Annotated in this window: 15 protein-coding genes and 1 pseudogene; 8 read left to right on the forward strand and 8 right to left on the reverse strand. The window is 69.2% G+C overall.

The features are described from left to right. Positions 1–41 precede the first annotated feature (41 nt). Both satS and DQP57_RS14715 read left to right on the forward strand, forming a co-directional pair. The gene (gene satS / locus DQP57_RS14710; protein ID WP_112633641.1) at positions 42–1,352 is read left to right on the forward strand and encodes a protein export chaperone SatS; all 1,311 of its coding nucleotides are present in this window, start codon (positions 42–44) and stop codon (positions 1,350–1,352) included. Between the two features lie 45 nt (positions 1,353–1,397). Further along, positions 1,398–2,381: a VWA domain-containing protein gene (locus DQP57_RS14715; RefSeq protein ID WP_112633642.1), complete on the forward strand. Its 984-nt coding sequence runs from the start codon at positions 1,398–1,400 to the stop codon at positions 2,379–2,381. A gap of 4 nt (positions 2,382–2,385) precedes the next feature. On the opposite strand, the gene DQP57_RS14720 is transcribed toward DQP57_RS14715, so the two are convergent. After that, positions 2,386–3,393, reverse strand: a complete 1,008-nt coding sequence (locus DQP57_RS14720; protein ID WP_112633673.1) for a VWA domain-containing protein — start codon at positions 3,391–3,393, stop codon at positions 2,386–2,388. A gap of 54 nt (positions 3,394–3,447) precedes the next feature. Next, positions 3,448–4,419 (reverse strand): cupin, encoded by a 972-nt coding sequence (locus DQP57_RS14725; RefSeq protein ID WP_112633674.1) that lies wholly within the window; start codon positions 4,417–4,419, stop codon positions 3,448–3,450. Between the two features lie 258 nt (positions 4,420–4,677). On the opposite strand from DQP57_RS14725, the gene DQP57_RS14730 reads away from it, so the two are divergent. Next, entirely contained in the window at positions 4,678–5,388 is a 711-nt protein-coding gene (locus DQP57_RS14730) for a GntR family transcriptional regulator (RefSeq protein ID WP_112633643.1), read from the forward strand. A gap of 20 nt (positions 5,389–5,408) precedes the next feature. Here the strand turns inward: DQP57_RS14730 and DQP57_RS14735 are convergent, their stop codons facing one another. The 4 genes from DQP57_RS14735 to DQP57_RS14750 all read right to left on the reverse strand — a co-directional run bounded on the left by DQP57_RS14735 (position 5,409) and on the right by DQP57_RS14750 (position 9,406). Beyond that, positions 5,409–6,497, reverse strand: coding sequence for an adenosine deaminase (locus tag DQP57_RS14735; RefSeq protein ID WP_112633644.1), 1,089 nt, complete (start codon positions 6,495–6,497; stop codon positions 5,409–5,411). Continuing rightward, positions 6,494–7,780, reverse strand: coding sequence for a thymidine phosphorylase (locus DQP57_RS14740; protein WP_112633645.1), 1,287 nt, complete (start codon positions 7,778–7,780; stop codon positions 6,494–6,496). The genes DQP57_RS14735 and DQP57_RS14740 overlap by 4 nt, the downstream gene beginning before the upstream one ends. 12 nt (positions 7,781–7,792) lie before the next feature. Beyond that, positions 7,793–8,941 (reverse strand): alpha/beta hydrolase family protein, encoded by a 1,149-nt coding sequence (locus tag DQP57_RS14745; protein ID WP_133259242.1) that lies wholly within the window; start codon positions 8,939–8,941, stop codon positions 7,793–7,795. Positions 8,942–9,004: 63 nt separating this feature from the next. Next, positions 9,005–9,406 carry a cytidine deaminase gene (locus DQP57_RS14750; protein WP_112633675.1) on the reverse strand — a complete coding sequence of 134 codons (402 nt, stop codon included), beginning with the start codon at positions 9,404–9,406 and terminating at the stop codon, positions 9,005–9,007. 254 nt (positions 9,407–9,660) lie between these two features. Between DQP57_RS14750 and sdhC the strand changes: the two genes are divergently transcribed. The 4 genes from sdhC to DQP57_RS14770 are packed head-to-tail and all read left to right on the forward strand — an operon-like array spanning position 9,661 to position 13,046. After that, positions 9,661–9,999: a succinate dehydrogenase, cytochrome b556 subunit gene (gene sdhC / locus DQP57_RS14755; RefSeq protein WP_240631765.1), complete on the forward strand. Its 339-nt coding sequence runs from the start codon at positions 9,661–9,663 to the stop codon at positions 9,997–9,999. Continuing rightward, complete coding sequence (locus DQP57_RS14760; RefSeq protein ID WP_112633648.1) at positions 9,996–10,466, forward strand: succinate dehydrogenase hydrophobic membrane anchor subunit; 471 nt, start codon at positions 9,996–9,998, stop codon at positions 10,464–10,466. The genes sdhC and DQP57_RS14760 overlap by 4 nt, the downstream gene beginning before the upstream one ends. A gap of 13 nt (positions 10,467–10,479) precedes the next feature. After that, complete coding sequence (gene sdhA, locus DQP57_RS14765; RefSeq protein ID WP_112633649.1) at positions 10,480–12,234, forward strand: succinate dehydrogenase flavoprotein subunit; 1,755 nt, start codon at positions 10,480–10,482, stop codon at positions 12,232–12,234. Next, positions 12,234–13,046, forward strand: coding sequence for a succinate dehydrogenase iron-sulfur subunit (locus DQP57_RS14770; RefSeq protein WP_112633650.1), 813 nt, complete (start codon positions 12,234–12,236; stop codon positions 13,044–13,046). The genes sdhA and DQP57_RS14770 overlap by 1 nt, the downstream gene beginning before the upstream one ends. A gap of 25 nt (positions 13,047–13,071) precedes the next feature. On the opposite strand, the gene DQP57_RS14775 is transcribed toward DQP57_RS14770, so the two are convergent. After that, complete coding sequence (locus DQP57_RS14775) at positions 13,072–13,545, reverse strand: hypothetical protein (RefSeq protein WP_240631764.1); 474 nt, start codon at positions 13,543–13,545, stop codon at positions 13,072–13,074. Positions 13,546–13,651: 106 nt separating this feature from the next. Here DQP57_RS14775 and DQP57_RS14780 point away from each other — a divergent pair. Further along, a pseudogene (locus DQP57_RS14780) lies at positions 13,652–14,272 on the forward strand (carboxymuconolactone decarboxylase family protein); the annotation flags it as partial. Between the two features lie 52 nt (positions 14,273–14,324). Here the strand turns inward: DQP57_RS14780 and DQP57_RS14785 are convergent. Next, positions 14,325–15,248, reverse strand: a complete 924-nt coding sequence (locus DQP57_RS14785; RefSeq protein WP_112633652.1) for a sigma-70 family RNA polymerase sigma factor — start codon at positions 15,246–15,248, stop codon at positions 14,325–14,327. Positions 15,249–15,351 lie beyond the last annotated feature (103 nt).

Here is a 15,351-nt window from a genome sequence, read left to right on the forward strand (position 1 = left end):
CACCATGAGCACCTTCGGCGGCCGTCGCTATTGTGTGCCGCATGGCTGCTGACCTCGTGCCCATCCGCCTGAGCCTGTCCGATGGTGACCGCTACACCGTGTGGGCGCCCCGCTGGCGTGACTCCGGCGACGAGTGGGAGGCGTTCCTGGGCAAGGACGAGGACCTGTTCGCGTTCTCGTCCGTCGCCGACCTGGTGGCCTTCGTGCGTTCCAACGACGACAACGACCTGGCCGACCACCCGTCGTGGGGCGAGCTGCGCGCGGCGCACGCGCACGCCTTCTCCCCCGCCGAGGACAAGCAGTTCGACCTGATCGCCGTCGAGGAACTGGTGGCGGAGAAGCCCACCGAGGACTCGGTGAACGCGCTGGCCGGCACGCTGGCCATCGTGTCGTCCATCGGATCGGTGTGCGAGCTGGCGGCGGTGTCGAAGTTCTTCAACGGCAACCCCGTCCTGGGCACCGTCTCCGGCGGCATCGAGCACTTCACCGGCAAGGCCGGCACGAAACGCTGGAACACGATCGCCGAGGTCATCGCCCGCAGCTGGGACGACGTGCTCGCCGCGATCGACGGCATCGTCACCATCCCCGAGGTCGACGAAAAGCTGTCGGAGAAGGCGGCCGACGAGCTCGCCGAAGAGCGCGACGAGGTCGAGGAGGACGAGGACACCGGGGACACCGGGGACGCCGGCGAGGCCGTCGAGGAATCCGCGGATCCCGAAGACGAGGCCGACGAGGTGGACGAGGAGGACGAGGACGAAGCCACCGAAGCGCGGGCCAGCGCCGACACCGTGGTGCTGGGCAGCGACAAGGATTTCTGGCTGCAGGTGGGCATCGACCCGATCCGCATCATGACGAGTTCGGGGACCTTTTACACGCTGCGCTGCTACCTGGACGACCAGCCGATCTTCCTGGGCCGCAACGGACGCATCAGCGTCTTCACCTCCGAGCGCGCGCTGGCCCGCTACCTGGCCGACGAGCACGACCACGACCTGGCCGACCTGAGTACCTACGACGACATCCGCACCGCCGCGACCGACGGCTCGCTGGCGGTGGAGGTCACCGACGACAACGTCTACGTGCTCAGCGGGCTGGTCGACGACCTGGCCGACGGCCCGGACGCCGTGGATCGCGAGCAGCTGGAGCTGGCCGTCGAGGTGCTGCGCGACATCGGCGACTACTCCGAGGATTCCGCCGTCGACAAGGCGCTCGACACCAGCCGGCCGCTGGGCAAGTTGGTGGCCGCCGTGCTCGAGCCCGACTCGGTCACCAAGCCGTCACCGCCGTACGCCGCGGCGGTCCGCGAATGGGAGAAACTGGAACAGTTCGTCGACGGACGGCTGCGCCGCGAGTAGTGCCACCGTTTGACGGTTGCGGGCTGGACGGGAAGGTTGGGTGACGTGTCGCTTCCCGGTATCGGCCCGCTACCGCTCTACGGGTTCCAGCGCCCGGGCCTGTTGTTGTTCGGCCTGGTGCCGCTGGCCCTGCTGGCCCTCTACGTGTACGTCGCTGCCCGGCGCCGCCAACGGCTGCACCGGTACACCGAAACCCCGGTGCCGCAGTCGCCGTGGCGGCACCTGCCGATCGCCGTGTCGCTGCTGAGCCTGCCGTTGTTGACCGTCGCGCTGGCCACCCCCACCCACGACATGCGCATCCCGCGCAACCGCGCCGTCATCATGCTGGTGATCGACATGTCGCAGTCCATGCGGGCTACCGACGTCGAACCCAACCGGCTCAAGGCCGCCGAACAGGCCGCCACCCAGTTCGCCGGCCAGCTCACGCCCGGCATCAACCTCGGGCTGGTCGGGTTCGCCGGCACGCCCTATCTGCTGGTGCCGCCGACCCCGCAACACCAGGCCAGCATCGACGCGCTGAAGAAGCTGGATTTCGCCGACAGCACGGCCACCGGCGAGGCCATCTTCACCGCGCTGCACGCGGTCAGCGCCACCGCGGTCGCCGGCGGCGACAAGCCGCCGCCCGCCCGCATCGTGCTGCTCTCCGACGGCGGCGAGAACAAGCCCTCCAATCCCAGCGATCCGCACGACGGCGTCTACACCGCGGCGCGGCTGGCCAAGGACGAGGGCGTGCCCATCTCGACGATCTCGTTCGGGACCAAGGGCGGCGAGATCGAGATGGACGGGCAGCGCATCGCCGTCCCGGTCTCGACCGACCAGATGAAGATGGTGGCCAAGCTGTCCGGCGGGCAGTCCTACACCGCGACCACCCTCGGCGAGCTGGAAAAGAGCTACAACGCCATCGAGAACGAGATCGGCTACCGCACGGTGCCGGGGCCGGGCAGCTCCGGATGGTTGCGGCTGGCCGTGCTGACCGCGCTGATCGCGACGGCGCTGGCACTGCTGATCAACCGCCGCCTGCCCAGCTGAGGCCTCAAGCGGGCAGCCTGCGGTTCAGCAGCAGCCCGGCCAGGATGGCGGCGGCCATGACGAACGCGCCGAGCAGCATCCAGGCCAGGCTCGCGTCGCCCTTCACCGTTTCGTAGCCGATCTGGCGCTGCAGCGTCGAATACACGTTCTTCAGCGAGTCCAGGCTGTCGGCGTGGAACGACTCGCCGTCGGTGATCTCGCAGATCTTCTGCAGGGTCTGGTCGTCCACCGGAACCGGGATGGTGGCGCCCTCGTAGTCGACGGTGCCGTACGGGGTGCCGAACGAGATCGTCGAGATCTGCACGCCCCCCGCCTTGGCCGCCCGCGCCGCGGTGAACGCCCCCTGCGGCGCATTGGGGTCCAGCGGCACGTTCTCGGCGCCGTCGGATTCCAGCACGATGCGCGCCGGCGGCGGACCGTCGCCGCCGCCCATCACCGAACCGACCGTCGCGATCGCCTGCAGCGCGGTGAAAATGCCTTCTCCGGTAGCGGTTTTCGGGGCCGGCTGCAAACCGTCGATGCCCGCCTTCACCGCGCCGCGGTTGGTCGTCGGCGGCACCAGCAGCGTGGCGTTGGCCGCGAACTCCACCAGCCCCAGGTTGATCGCCGGCGTCAGCTGGTCGGCGAATTGCTTGCCGGCCTCCTTGGCCGCGGCCAGGCGGTTGGGCGGCACATCGTTGGAGGCCATCGACTCCGAGACGTCGATCACCAGCATCACGACCGCGCGGTTCAGCGGAATCCGGACGTCCGACGTCGGCCCCGCCATCGCGGTGGTCAGCAACACCAGCGAGGCGGCCAGCAGGATGGTCGGCACGTGGCGCCACTTACTGGGCCGCGGCGGCGCGACCCGCTCCAGCACCTCCATGTTGGCGAAGCGCAGCACCCGGCGACGCCGGGCGAACTGCTGCACGACGTAAAGCCCGATCACCAGCAGCACGATCAGCAAGACCAGGAAGAACCAGGCGTTCTGGAAGCCCGTGAGCGACACCGGTCCCAGCAGGGGCACCTTCATGTCCAGCCACACTATTCGCCGAACTCCGGCGGTGCATGGGCCCCGCCGGACGGATCACCCGGCGACGAGATCGCGGCGCTGGGTGAACTTGATGTCCAGGCTGCGCAGGTGGGTGTGCAGCCCGGCGTCCTGAACGGGGATCAGGTGGGCGGGCTCGTCGGTCTCGTTGTAGTGGGCGTGCCACATGCCCGGCGGGGTGGTGAAGGCGCACCCGGTCCGCCAGTCCACCCGGGTGGGATCGACGATGTCGCCGCGCTCGTCGAGACGCGTGCCCAGCAGCGTGTAGCAGCCGGACGCCGGGGCGTCCAGGATGAGATCGAGCGCGACCGACTGGTGCCGGTGCGGGCGCTGGACCTGATTCGGGGGCAGCACCCCGAACATGGCCCACAGCACGTGGGTGATGGTCAGCGTCTGCTCCTGGTTGGCGTTGGCCAACAGCACGCTCACCCGGCTCTTCTCGTTGGCGCCGGGACGCGCGGCGATCTCCTCGAGCTTGGCCACCGCGTCGGCGCGGCGGAACTTGGTCGCCTCGAACCGTGGCCGGGTGGCCTCGGTACCCAGGTAGCGCATCAGCGGCTCGTCGTGCACCCAGTACATGGCCGTGTCCGCGGCGGCGTAGAACACCGACCGGCAGCCCGCGGGCAGGGTCACGAAGTCACCCTTCTCCCAGGCGATCAGCCGGCCGTTGACCGCCGCGAAGCCGCGCCCGTACAGCACGTAGTACAGCTGCGAGGTCGCGTTGGGGCTGGTGTCGATCTGCTCGTCGGCGCGGATGCTGACGAAGTTGGCCAGCAGCGCCGGGCTGGTGGCCGCGCCGGTGCCGATGCCCAGCTCACCCGACAGGTCCAGGGGGATCACACCGGTCGGAGCGTCGAGGTAAAGCTCGGGATCGAACCGGCGCAGCGGAACCGGCGGGACGTGTCCGGACCCGATGGGGTTGGCCGCCTTGGAGTACTCGAAGTACTCGGCCTGCTCAGCCCATTCTTCGAAGCGGCCCTCGAACCCGTATTCGGCCACGTTGATCATCGGCGCCGGGATCGTCGGATCCAGGTTCGGGGTCAGGGTCTGCGTGGTCAAAGTCTGCGGGGTCAAAGTCTGCGGGGTCAAACTCTGCGTCGTCGAAGTCTGCGTGGTGGCCATCTCGGTCTCCCTTGCCGCTTGGGTTTCTGCCGTATCTAAATAGTATTTATCTTGTATCTTAGTGTCAATTCTCCCTGGTGGGACGGCGGGGTGTACGGTCGTGAGCACCCTTGAGATACGACTTAGCTACAAGAGTGGGGCGGTATGGCGGCGCAGGGCCCGCGGCCGGGCACGGCCAAGGATCGCGCGCTGGACCACGTCAAGGCCCAGATCCTGACGGGCGAATTCGCCGGCGGCGAGCTGATCAGCGAAGGCGACGTCGCCACCGCGCTGGGGATGTCGCGCACCCCGGTGCGCGAGGCGTTCCTGCGGCTGGAGGCCGAGGGGCTGTTGCGGTTGTATCCGCAGCGCGGCGCCCTGGTGGTCCCGGTCTCGCCCGACGAGGTCCGCGCGGTCATGGAGGCCCGGCTGGTGCTGGAGCAGTTCGCGGCCGCCAAGGTGGTGGGGCGCGGTCCCGCCGTCTGCGCCGCGGTCTACGAACGGCAATCCGGCGAGCTGCGCCGGCAGGGTGAGGCCGCCGCGGCGGCCGACTGGCGGGAATTCCTGGAGTCCGACCGCGCCTTCCACGCCATCACCCTGGAAGAGTCGGGCAACGCCATCCTGTCGAATTTCTACTCGACGCTGCGCGACCGCCAGATGCGGATGATCGGGGAATCGGCGCTGCGCGAACCCGATCGGGTGGCCACGATCATGGCGGAGCACCGCGGCATCGCCGAAGCCCTGCGCGACGGCGACCTACCGCGGGCGCTACGCGCGGTGCAGACCCACCTGGCCAGCACGGTGCGGGCCATGGGGCTGTCCGTCGAGCCGAACCCGTTATGGGCTACCGGCTTTGGCGCGGGCGCCGCAGACTGAGCGCATATGAGGGTGAGCCGCTAGCCGATCAGCACGGCATAGCGTGGCTTGATCACCTCGTCGATGATCGCCAACCGTTCGTCGAACGGGATGAACGCGGACTTCATCGCGTTGATGGTGAACCGCTCGAGGTCGCTCCATCCGTAGCCGAAAGCCTCGACCAGCCGGTGCATTTCGCGGCTCATGAAGGTGTCGCTCATCAACCGGTTGTCGGTGTTCACGGTCACCCGGAAGCGGGTGCGGGCCAGCAGATCGAACGGGTGCTCGGCGATGCTGTTGACGGCGCCGGTCTGCACGTTCGAACTGGGGCACAGCTCCAACGGAATCCGCTTGTCCCGCAAGATAGATGCCTGTTCACCCAGCCGAACCTTGCCGTCGGCCAACACCTCGATGTCGTCGACGATGCGCACCCCGTGGCCCAGCCGGTCCGCACCGCAAAAGGCGATCGCCTCGTGAATGGACGGCAGGCCGAACGCCTCACCGGCGTGAATGGTGAAGCGCGCGTTGTGATCTCGCATGTACTCGAAGGCATCCAGGTGCCGGGTCGGTGGGTTGCCCGCCTCGGCGCCGGCAATGTCGAACCCGACAACCCCCTTGTCCCGGAACCGGATTGCCAGCTCGGCGATCTCCCGGGACACCGCAGCGTGGCGCATCGCCGTGACCAATAGGCGCACCACGATCGGACGCCCGGCCGCGGCGCAGGCCTTCTCGCCGTCGGCGAAACCGGCCAGCACGGCGTCGACGATCGCGTCGAAGGACAGCCCGCGGTCGATGTGCAGCTCGGGTGCGAACCGGACCTCGGCATACACCACCGAGTCCTCGGCCAGATCCTCCACGCATTCAAACGCGACCCGATGCAGCGCCTCGGGCGTCTGCATCACCGCCACCGTGTGCGAGAACGGCTCCAGGTAGCGCTCCAGCGAGCCGCTGTGCGAACGGGTGCGAAACCACGTCGCCAGGTCGTCGACGTCGGTGGCGGGCAGCCCGTCGTAGCCGATCTGCCCGGCGATCTCCAGCACGGTCGACGGGCGCAGGCCGCCGTCGAGGTGATCGTGCAGCAGGGCCTTGGGGGCCTTTCTGATCTGCTCGAGCCCCAGGGGTGCGGTCATGTGACGATCCGATCGATGATCAGCGGCCGGGAGGCCGGGGGCGTGTCGCCGATGCCCCACCCGCCGTCCAGCTCGGCGAGCGCGGCGCCGAAGCGCTCCGGGGTGTCGGTGTAGAGGGTGAACACCGGCTCACCGGCGCTGACCGGTTCGCCGGGGCGGCGGTGGATCCGGATACCGGCGCCCGACTGCACCCGTTCGCCCGGGCGGGACCTGCCCGCGCCGAGCCGCCATGCCGCCAGCCCCACTGCCATCGCGTCGATATCGCCCATTGTGCCGCCCCGGGGGGCGGTCACGGCCTCGGCATGCCGACCGAGCGGCAACGGCACCGACAGGTCGCCGCCCTGGGCCGCGACGAGCCGGCGGAACCGGTCCATCGCCGTGCCGTCGCGCAGGGTGTCGGCGGGGTCGCGCGCGTCGACGCCGGCCAGCTCCAGCATCTCGGAGGCCAGCCGCAGCGTCAGCTCGACGACGTCGGGCGGCCCGCCGCCGGCCAGCACCTCGAGCGACTCGGCGACCTCCAGCGCGTTGCCGACGGTCGCGCCCAGCGGGCGGTTCATGTCGGTCAGCAGCGCGCGGGTGGGCACCCCGTGCGCCGCGCCCAGCTCGACCATGGTGCGGGCCAGCTCGCGGCACTGCCGCTCCGAGCCCAGCAGCGCGCCCGACCCGACCTTGACGTCGAGCACCAGCGCCCCGGCCCCCTCGGCCAGTTTCTTGCTCATCACCGAGCTGGCGATCAGCGGCAGCGACTCGACGGTGGCGGTGATGTCGCGCAGCGCATACAGCTTGGCGTCGGCGGGGGCCAGGTCACCGGCGGCGAAGATGGCCGCCCCGAGGTCGCGCAGCTGGCCGTGCACGCGCCGGTTGGACAGCTCGGCGGTGAACCCGGCGATGGATTCCAGCTTGTCCAGCGTGCCGCCGGTGTGGCCGAGGCCGCGACCGGACGCCTGCGGGACCGCGGCACCGCAGGCGGCGACGACGGGCACCAGGGGCAGCGTGATCTTGTCCCCCACCCCGCCGGTGGAGTGCTTGTCGACGGTCGGCAGGCCCAGGTCGCCGAAGTCGAGCGTGTCGCCCGATGCCCGCATCGCCGCCGTCCACCGCGCGGTCTCGCCGCGGTCCATGCCGCGCAGCAGGATCGCCATCAGCAGCGCCGCCATCTGTTCTTCGGCCACCCGGCCGTCGGTGTAGGCGCCGATGACCCAGTCGATGGCGGCGTCGGACAACCGGCCGCCGTCGCGCTTGGTCCTGATCACCGTGGGCGCGTCGAACGCGGGGTCAGTCAAGGGCGTCGCCGCTCAGGGTGTCGTCCCGCTCTCTTTGACGAACGACGCCAGCGCGCCGACGAGCTGGGTGGAGAACGGCAAGGGCTTCGTGTAATTGGCCGGCAGTCGGCTGGCGTCCTCTTTCAGGACATGGTCCACACCGGTCAGGTGGACGTAGTCGGTCTTGGTGCCCGCGCTGGTCAGGCCGGACACTAGGGAATCGACGTCCTGGCAGGTGATCTGCAGATCGGCGTCACTGCAGGTGACCAGCACCGGCATGTCGCGCGGCAGCTTGGCGGCCAGCGCTGCCGGGTCGATCGCGTCTTCCTGCAACAGGGCATGCGCGTTGGCGGCGTTGATCACCGCCCTCAGCCCCGGCGGTTCGTCGGGCGGAACCTGGCCGGTCGCGCGGAACTCCTGTATCGCGTGATCGATCGCCGCGGTGCTGTCGGCGGCGCGCGCCGCGGTGATTCGCCCGGACCTGACGGCCGCGTCGGCCTGGGCGTGGGCCTGTTCGGACACATGGTCGAGGATGCGGCGGCTCGCCGGCTCCACCAGACCCAAGGACTGCACCGCGGGGGCGGTCCCGGGCGCGGCGGTGGCCAGCATCATCGCGTACAGGGCGCCCTCGCTGTGGCCGAGCGCGATCAGATGGGTCCGGTCGACCCCGGATTGGCCGGCGAGGAAGTTCAACGCGGCGGTCGCCTCGTCCTGGAATGTGCCGATGCCGACCTTTGCCGGGTCGGTCGCGTACGAGCCGAGGCCGGTCTGACCGGTGCCGAGCTTGTCGTAGCGCAAGCTAGCGACGCCGTCGTCGGACAGCGCCCGCGCCAGGTTCCGCAGCGTGTCCACCTGGCCCGGCATGGCGGCCGAGTCACCGTTGCGATCCGTCGGCCCGCTGCCGGCGATCAGCAGCGCCGCCGGCACGGCCCGGCCGTGGCCGGCCGGATGCCGGAACGTGCCGTACACCGTCATATCCCCCACGGGGAAGAAGACGGAGTCCTCCACCCACGACGACGCCGGCGCCGACGACGCGGGCGTCGATGGCGGTTTTGCACTCGGCGTTCGGGATGCGCATCCGGCGGCGCCCATCCCCGCCGCGATCAGCACCACACCCAAGAGTCCGCGCAGCACTGCGGGCAGCGATCCAGTCGGCATCATCGGCGCGCTCCCCCGTTGCACGCATTGACGGTAAGCCGACCGGTAACGCTCAGCAAGCGGCCGGGCACCTGTTGGGGACGGCCTTCAGCCGCGCCCGCGTGCCAGGTCGTCGGGGCCGAAGGCGTCCGGCAGCAGGTCGCCGAGCCGGCGCGGCCCGCGCGGATGGTCGATCAGCAGCTCGGGGCCGCCGTGTTCGGCCAGCACCTGACGGCACCGCCCGCACGGCATCAGCACCGATCCCCGCCCGTCCACGCACGCCAGCGCCACCAGCCGCCCGCCGCCGCCCGTATGCAGGGCACACACCACGGCGCATTCGGCGCAGAGACCAAGGCCATATGAGATGTTCTCCACATTGCAGCCGGTCACCACCCGGCCGTCATCGACCAGGGCGGCCGCCCCGACCCGGAATCGCGAGTACGGTGCGTAGGCACCCGCCGCGGCATCGATCGCCTTGTCGCGCAACGCATTCCAGTCGATCTCCGGCATCACGAAACCCCGCTCACCCATGGCCGATTCCGAGAGCCACCCTAGCCGCAAAACGGCATTTCGCCCGAGGAGACATTGGCGCAAGTCACAGCGTGTCCGAGCTAAGCTCAAGTGCCCGGCGTGACCGACGTTGAAGCCGGAAGAAGGCGGTGAGGACTGGGGTGACTACGCAACCGACAACCGCGGATCCGGCGGCACCGGCTCCCTCGCGTAAACGCAGGCCGCCGCGGACGCTGTACCGCGGCGACCCCGGCATGTGGTCGTGGGTGCTGCACCGGATCAGCGGCGCGACGATCTTCTTTTTCCTGTTCGTCCACGTCCTGGACGCCGCGATGCTGCGGGTCAGCCCGCAGACCTACAACGCGGTGATCCACGACTACCAGATGCCGATCGTCGGCCTGATGGAGTACGGCCTGGTCGCCGCGGTGCTCTTCCACGGCCTCAACGGGATCCGGGTGATCCTGATCGACTTCTGGTCCGAAGGCCCGCGCCACCAGCGGCTGATGTTCTGGATCGTCGGCGTCGTGTTCCTGCTGCTGATGGTTCCTGCCGGCGTGGTGACGGTCATCCACATGATGGAGCACTTCCGATGAGCAGCCCGGATCTTCAGCTGGGTCGCGGCGAGGTCGCTCCGGTCAAACAGCGCTTGTACGACCGCCCCGCCAGCTTGGACAACCCGCGCTCCCCGCGGCGGCGGGCCGGCATCCCCAACTTCGAGAAGTTCGCCTGGCTGTTCATGCGGTTCTCCGGGATCGCGCTGTTCGTGCTGGCGATCGGCCACCTGTTCATCATGCTGATGTGGGACAACGGCGTGTACCGCATCGACTTCAATTACGTGGCGCAGCGCTGGGCGTCGCCGTTCTGGCAGTTCTGTGACCTGGCGCTGCTGTGGCTGGCGCAGCTGCACGGGGGCAACGGCCTGCGCACCATCATCGACGACTACAGCCGCAAGGACAGCACCCGGTTCTGGCTCAACAGCCTGCTGTTGTTGTCGATGGGGTTCACGTTGGTGCTGGGCACTTACGTGCTGCTGACGTTCGACCCCAACATCTCTTCGTAGGGAGGCTGATCGTTTGATCCAGCAACACCGATACGACGTGGTGATCGTCGGCGCCGGTGGTGCCGGCATGCGGGCCGCGGTGGAGGCGGGCCCACGGGTGCGCACCGCCGTGTTGACCAAGCTCTACCCCACCCGCAGCCACACCGGGGCCGCGCAGGGCGGGATGTGCGCGGCGCTGGCCAACGTCGAAGAGGACAACTGGGAATGGCACACCTTCGACACCGTCAAGGGCGGCGACTACCTCGCCGACCAGGACGCGGTGGAGATCATGTGCAAGGAAGCCATCGACGCGGTGCTCGACCTGGAGAAGATGGGGATGCCGTTCAACCGCACCCCCGAGGGCCGCATCGACCAGCGCCGGTTCGGCGGCCACACCCGCGACCACGGCAAGGCCCCGGTGCGCCGGGCCTGTTACGCCGCCGACCGCACCGGTCACATGATCCTGCAGACGCTGTACCAGAACTGCGTCAAGCACGACGTGCAGTTCTTCAACGAGTTCTATGCGCTGGACCTGGTTTTGACGCAGACGCCCAGCGGGCCGGTGGCCACCGGGGTGGTCGCCTACGAGCTGGCCACCGGCGACATCCACGTCTTTCACGCCAAGGCGGTCGTGCTGGCCACCGGCGGGTCGGGCCGGATGTACAAGACCACCTCCAACGCGCACACGCTCACCGGCGACGGCATCGGCATCGTGTTCCGCAAGGGACTTCCGTTGGAGGACATGGAGTTTCACCAGTTCCACCCGACCGGCCTGGCGGGACTGGGCATCCTGATCTCCGAGGCGGTGCGCGGCGAGGGCGGCCGGCTGCTCAACGGCGAGGGCGAGCGCTTCATGGAGCGCTACGCCCCCACGATCGTCGACCTGGCCCCGCGCGACATCGTCGCCCGTTCCATGGTTTTGGAGGTTCTGGAGGGACGCGGCGCGGGCCCGCACAAGGACTACGTCTACATCGACGTCCGCCACCTCGGTGAGGACGTGCTGGAGGCCAAGCTGCCCGACATCACCGAGTTCGCCCGCACCTACCTGGGCGTGGACCCGGTCAAGGAGCTGGTCCCGGTGTACCCGACGTGTCACTACGTGATGGGCGGCATCCCGACCACCGTCACCGGACAGGTGTTGCGCGACAACACTTCTACGGTGCCGGGCCTGTACGCGGCCGGCGAGTGCGCGTGCGTGTCGGTGCACGGGGCCAACCGGCTGGGCACCAATTCGCTGCTGGACATCAACGTGTTCGGCCGCCGCGCCGGCATTGCGGCGGCCGGTTACGCGCGGGGCCACGACTTCGTGGACATGCCGCCCGAACCCGCGGCGATGGTCGTCGGCTGGGTCGGCGACATCTTGAGCGAGCACGGCAACGAGCGCGTCGCCGACATCCGCAACGCGTTGCAGCAGTCGATGGACAACAACGCCGCGGTGTTCCGCACCGAGGAGACGCTCAAGCAGGCGCTCACCGACATCCACGCCCTCAAGGAGCGCTACGCGCGGATCAGCGTGCACGACAAGGGGAAACGGTTCAACAGCGACCTGCTGGAGGCCATCGAGCTGGGCTTCTTGCTGGAGCTGGCCGAGGTCACCGTGGTCGGTGCGCTGAACCGCAAGGAGTCCCGCGGCGGCCACGCCCGCGAGGACTACCCCAACCGCGACGACGTCAACTTCATGCGCCACACCATGGCCTACAAGCAGGGCAGCGATCTGCTGAGCGACATCGCGCTGGACTTCAAGCCGGTGGTGCAGACGCGCTACGAACCCAAGGAACGGAAGTACTGATGGCCGAGAGCGTCGGAACCGAAGAGGCAGCCGAGGTCGAGACCAGCCTGGAACCGCCGCTGCCGGCGATTCCCGACGGGGCGGTGATGGTGACCGTCAAGATCGCCCGGTTCAACCCGGACCAGCCCGACGCCTACGCGGAAACCGGTGGCTGGCAAAGCTTTCGGGTGCCGTGCCTGCCCAGCGACCGGATGCTCAACCTGTTGATCTACATCAAGAGCTACCTGGACGGGACGCTGACCTTCCGGCGCTCCTGCGCGCACGGGGTGTGCGGCTCGGACGCCATGCGGATCAACGGCGTCAACCGGCTGGCGTGCAAGGTGCTGATGCGCGACCTGTTGCCCACGAAGCCGGGCAAGGCCCTGACCATCACGGTCGAGCCGATCCGCGGGCTGCCGGTGGAGAAGGACCTGATCGTCGACATGGAGCCGTTCTTCGACGCCTACCGCGCGGTCAAGCCGTACCTGGTCACCACCGGCAATCCCCCGACCCGCGAACGCATCCAGAGCCCGACCGACCGCGCGCGCTACGACGACACCACCAAGTGCATCCTGTGCGCGGCGTGCACCACCAGCTGCCCCATCTTCTGGCACGAGGGCAGCTACTACGGGCCGGCGGCGATCGTCAACGCGCACCGGTTCATCTTCGACAGCCGCGACGAGGCCGCCGCCGAGCGCCTGGACATCCTCAACGAGGTCGACGGCGTGTGGCGCTGCCGCACCACGTTCAACTGCACCGAGGCCTGCCCGCGCGGCATCCAGATCACCAAGGCGATCCAGGAGGTCAAGCGCGCGATTATGTTCTCGCGCTAGGGTTTTCGCGGCTAAGCGGGGTAGGTCAGGGTTTCGACTCACCCCGGCGGGTACCCGCCACGTGCGCCGGCCCCACGCGGTCGTCGTCGCGATCGGATTCCGGCATTTGCGAAGCGGGTTGTTCGTCTGCCGGCGACTGAGTCGCACCGCCGGGAGTGTCCGACGGGCTGGCTGACTTGAACTCGGCGTCCGCCGCCGGGCCGGTCGCACCGCCGGCGCCTTGGGTGTCGGTCGCGGCACTTTCTCGGCGGCCCTCGTACGGCGGGATCGCACTGCCGGTGTCCTGTGGCGGCAACTCACCGGTGCCGCTGTAGGTATCCGACGCGGTCGGGTCGCTCATCGGTGGATTCGCGTCCTCGTCCACGGTTCCGACGGGGCGATCTCCGCCGCCGGGTTCGGGGGTGTCCGTGCCGGTGTCGCGCGCACCGCTACCCAACTCGGGGTCGTCGAAGCGCTCCAGCCTCGCATCGTCCGGCTGTTGATCGTTTTGAGAGGTCATCATCTGTCTCCTCACCCTCTCGCTGCCCCGCCGCACCGGTTGGCCGGCGAGGTTGCGAGACGGGTACCCCGGCCCCTTGCCGGGAAACCACTGCTCACGACGCCCGTCACACTTCGCGGGCCCGTCTCGTCTGACGGGTATGACACAGACACAGAAAACCCGCATCGAGCCCCTGTCCCCCCAGCGCGCCGGGTTGCTGACCCGGGCCATGTACCGGATCGCCAGGCGACGCTTCGGCCAGGTTCCCGAGCCCTTCACCGTCACCGCGCATCACCGCGGGCTGATGATCGCCGGCGCCCTGCACGAGACGATGCTGGACCGGGCGTCGAAGACGCTGCCGGTCAGCGTGCGTGAGCTGGCGGTGTTCTGGACCGCGCGCACGGTCGGCTGCTCGTGGTGTGTGGACTTCGGGTCCATGCTGCAGCGCCTCGACGGCCTGGACATGGAGAGGCTTAAGGATATCGAGAACTACCGCAGCTCAACGGCGTTCAGCGACGACGAGCGCGCCGCGATCGCCTACGCCGACGCGATGACCACCGATCCGCACACCGTCACCGACGAGCAGGTCGCCGATCTGCGGGCCCGATTCGGCGATGCCGGGGTGATCGAGCTGACCTATCAGATCGGGGTGGAGAACATGCGGGCGCGGATGAACACCGCGTTGGGCATCACCGAGCAGGGCTTCAATTCCGGTGACGCGTGCCGGGTTCCGTGGGGAAGCGACGATCGCAAGCGCGGCGTAGCCGGGCGCAGCGGGTCGTCGCCATCGGCTGCCGAGCTCAACGGGCCCGCAACGGGGACCCGGTGAATTTGTCGGGGTTGGCGACATCCCATAGCGCGCAGACCTTTCCGTCGCGCACCGTCGCGGCCATGATCCGCGGCATCAGCTCGCGGTAGCCCTCACTGGCGGGGCAGCCGGGTGTGTAACCGCCGAGCTCGCCGTTGACCAGCCCCAGCTGGTACGAGGTGAACATCGCCGGGCCGTAGCGCTGGGCCAGGCCGAAGAAGAACCGGGCCACCTTGTCGGCGCCGTGAATGACGTTGATTGCGGTGGGGGCCTTGCCATTCGCGTCGCCGGTCAGGATCACGTCGGGATGCAGCAGCGCCACCACGGCGTCCAGATCCCCTGCGGCCATGGCGGCCAGCAATTTGCCCACCACCTCGTTGTGCGCCGGATCGGGCTTGGGTGCGGGCTCGGCGGCGACGGCCTTGCGGGCCCGCGACGCCAGCTGCCGCGCGGCGGCCTCGTTGGTGCCCAGCACCTCGGCCACCTCCGCGAACGGCACGGCGAACCCGTCGTGCAGCACGAAGGCGACCCGCTGATCGGGCGACAGCCGCTCGAGCACCACCATCGCGGCGAACCGCGCGTCCTCATCGGCCACCACCGCGGACAACGGATCGGGTTCCGAAGCGGGGGAGGCGAACCCGGTGACGACCGGCTCGGGCAGCCAGTTGCCGGTGTAGGTCTCGCGGCGATGCGCGGCGGAGCGCAGCCTGTCCAGGCCCAGCCTGCTCACCACCGTGGTCAGCCAGGCGCGCAGGTCGGTGATCTGCGTTGCCTTCTCGGGGTCCTGCCGGTGCCAGCGCAGCCAGGCGTCCTGGACGATGTCCTCGGCGTCGGCCACCGTGCCGGTGAGCCGGTAGGCCACCGCCATGAGATGCGGACGCAGCGCTTCGAACTCGCTGACCTGCGTTGAGGTCATGCGCAAAGCCTAGCGCGGCGACGCCGAGCGCCGAACGGCGCGAGGAAGGAACCGCGCCATCAAACCGAGCGCGGCGACGCCGAGCGCCGAACGGCGCGAGGAA

The sequence above is a fragment of the Mycobacterium colombiense genome (assembly GCF_003284935.1).
GTDB lineage: Bacteria > Actinomycetota > Actinomycetes > Mycobacteriales > Mycobacteriaceae > Mycobacterium > Mycobacterium arosiense_A.

Bases quoted from the DNA above. Each gene is read 5' to 3' on its own strand.
- satS (WP_112633641.1), top strand. From the start codon at position 42: ATGGCTGCTGACCTCGTGCCCATCCGCCTGAGCCTGTCCGATGGTGAC.
- DQP57_RS14720 (WP_112633673.1), bottom strand. From the start codon at position 3,393: ATGAAGGTGCCCCTGCTGGGACCGGTGTCGCTCACGGGCTTCCAGAAC.
- DQP57_RS14725 (WP_112633674.1), bottom strand. From the start codon at position 4,419: ATGATCAACGTGGCCGAATACGGGTTCGAGGGCCGCTTCGAAGAATGG.
- DQP57_RS14730 (WP_112633643.1), top strand. From the start codon at position 4,678: ATGGCGGCGCAGGGCCCGCGGCCGGGCACGGCCAAGGATCGCGCGCTG.
- DQP57_RS14735 (WP_112633644.1), bottom strand. From the start codon at position 6,497: ATGACCGCACCCCTGGGGCTCGAGCAGATCAGAAAGGCCCCCAAGGCC.
- DQP57_RS14750 (WP_112633675.1), bottom strand. From the start codon at position 9,406: ATGCCGGAGATCGACTGGAATGCGTTGCGCGACAAGGCGATCGATGCC.
- sdhC (WP_240631765.1), top strand. From the start codon at position 9,661: ATGTGGTCGTGGGTGCTGCACCGGATCAGCGGCGCGACGATCTTCTTT.
- DQP57_RS14760 (WP_112633648.1), top strand. From the start codon at position 9,996: ATGAGCAGCCCGGATCTTCAGCTGGGTCGCGGCGAGGTCGCTCCGGTC.
- DQP57_RS14770 (WP_112633650.1), top strand. From the start codon at position 12,234: ATGGCCGAGAGCGTCGGAACCGAAGAGGCAGCCGAGGTCGAGACCAGC.
- DQP57_RS14775 (WP_240631764.1), bottom strand. From the start codon at position 13,545: ATGACCTCTCAAAACGATCAACAGCCGGACGATGCGAGGCTGGAGCGC.
- DQP57_RS14785 (WP_112633652.1), bottom strand. From the start codon at position 15,248: ATGACCTCAACGCAGGTCAGCGAGTTCGAAGCGCTGCGTCCGCATCTC.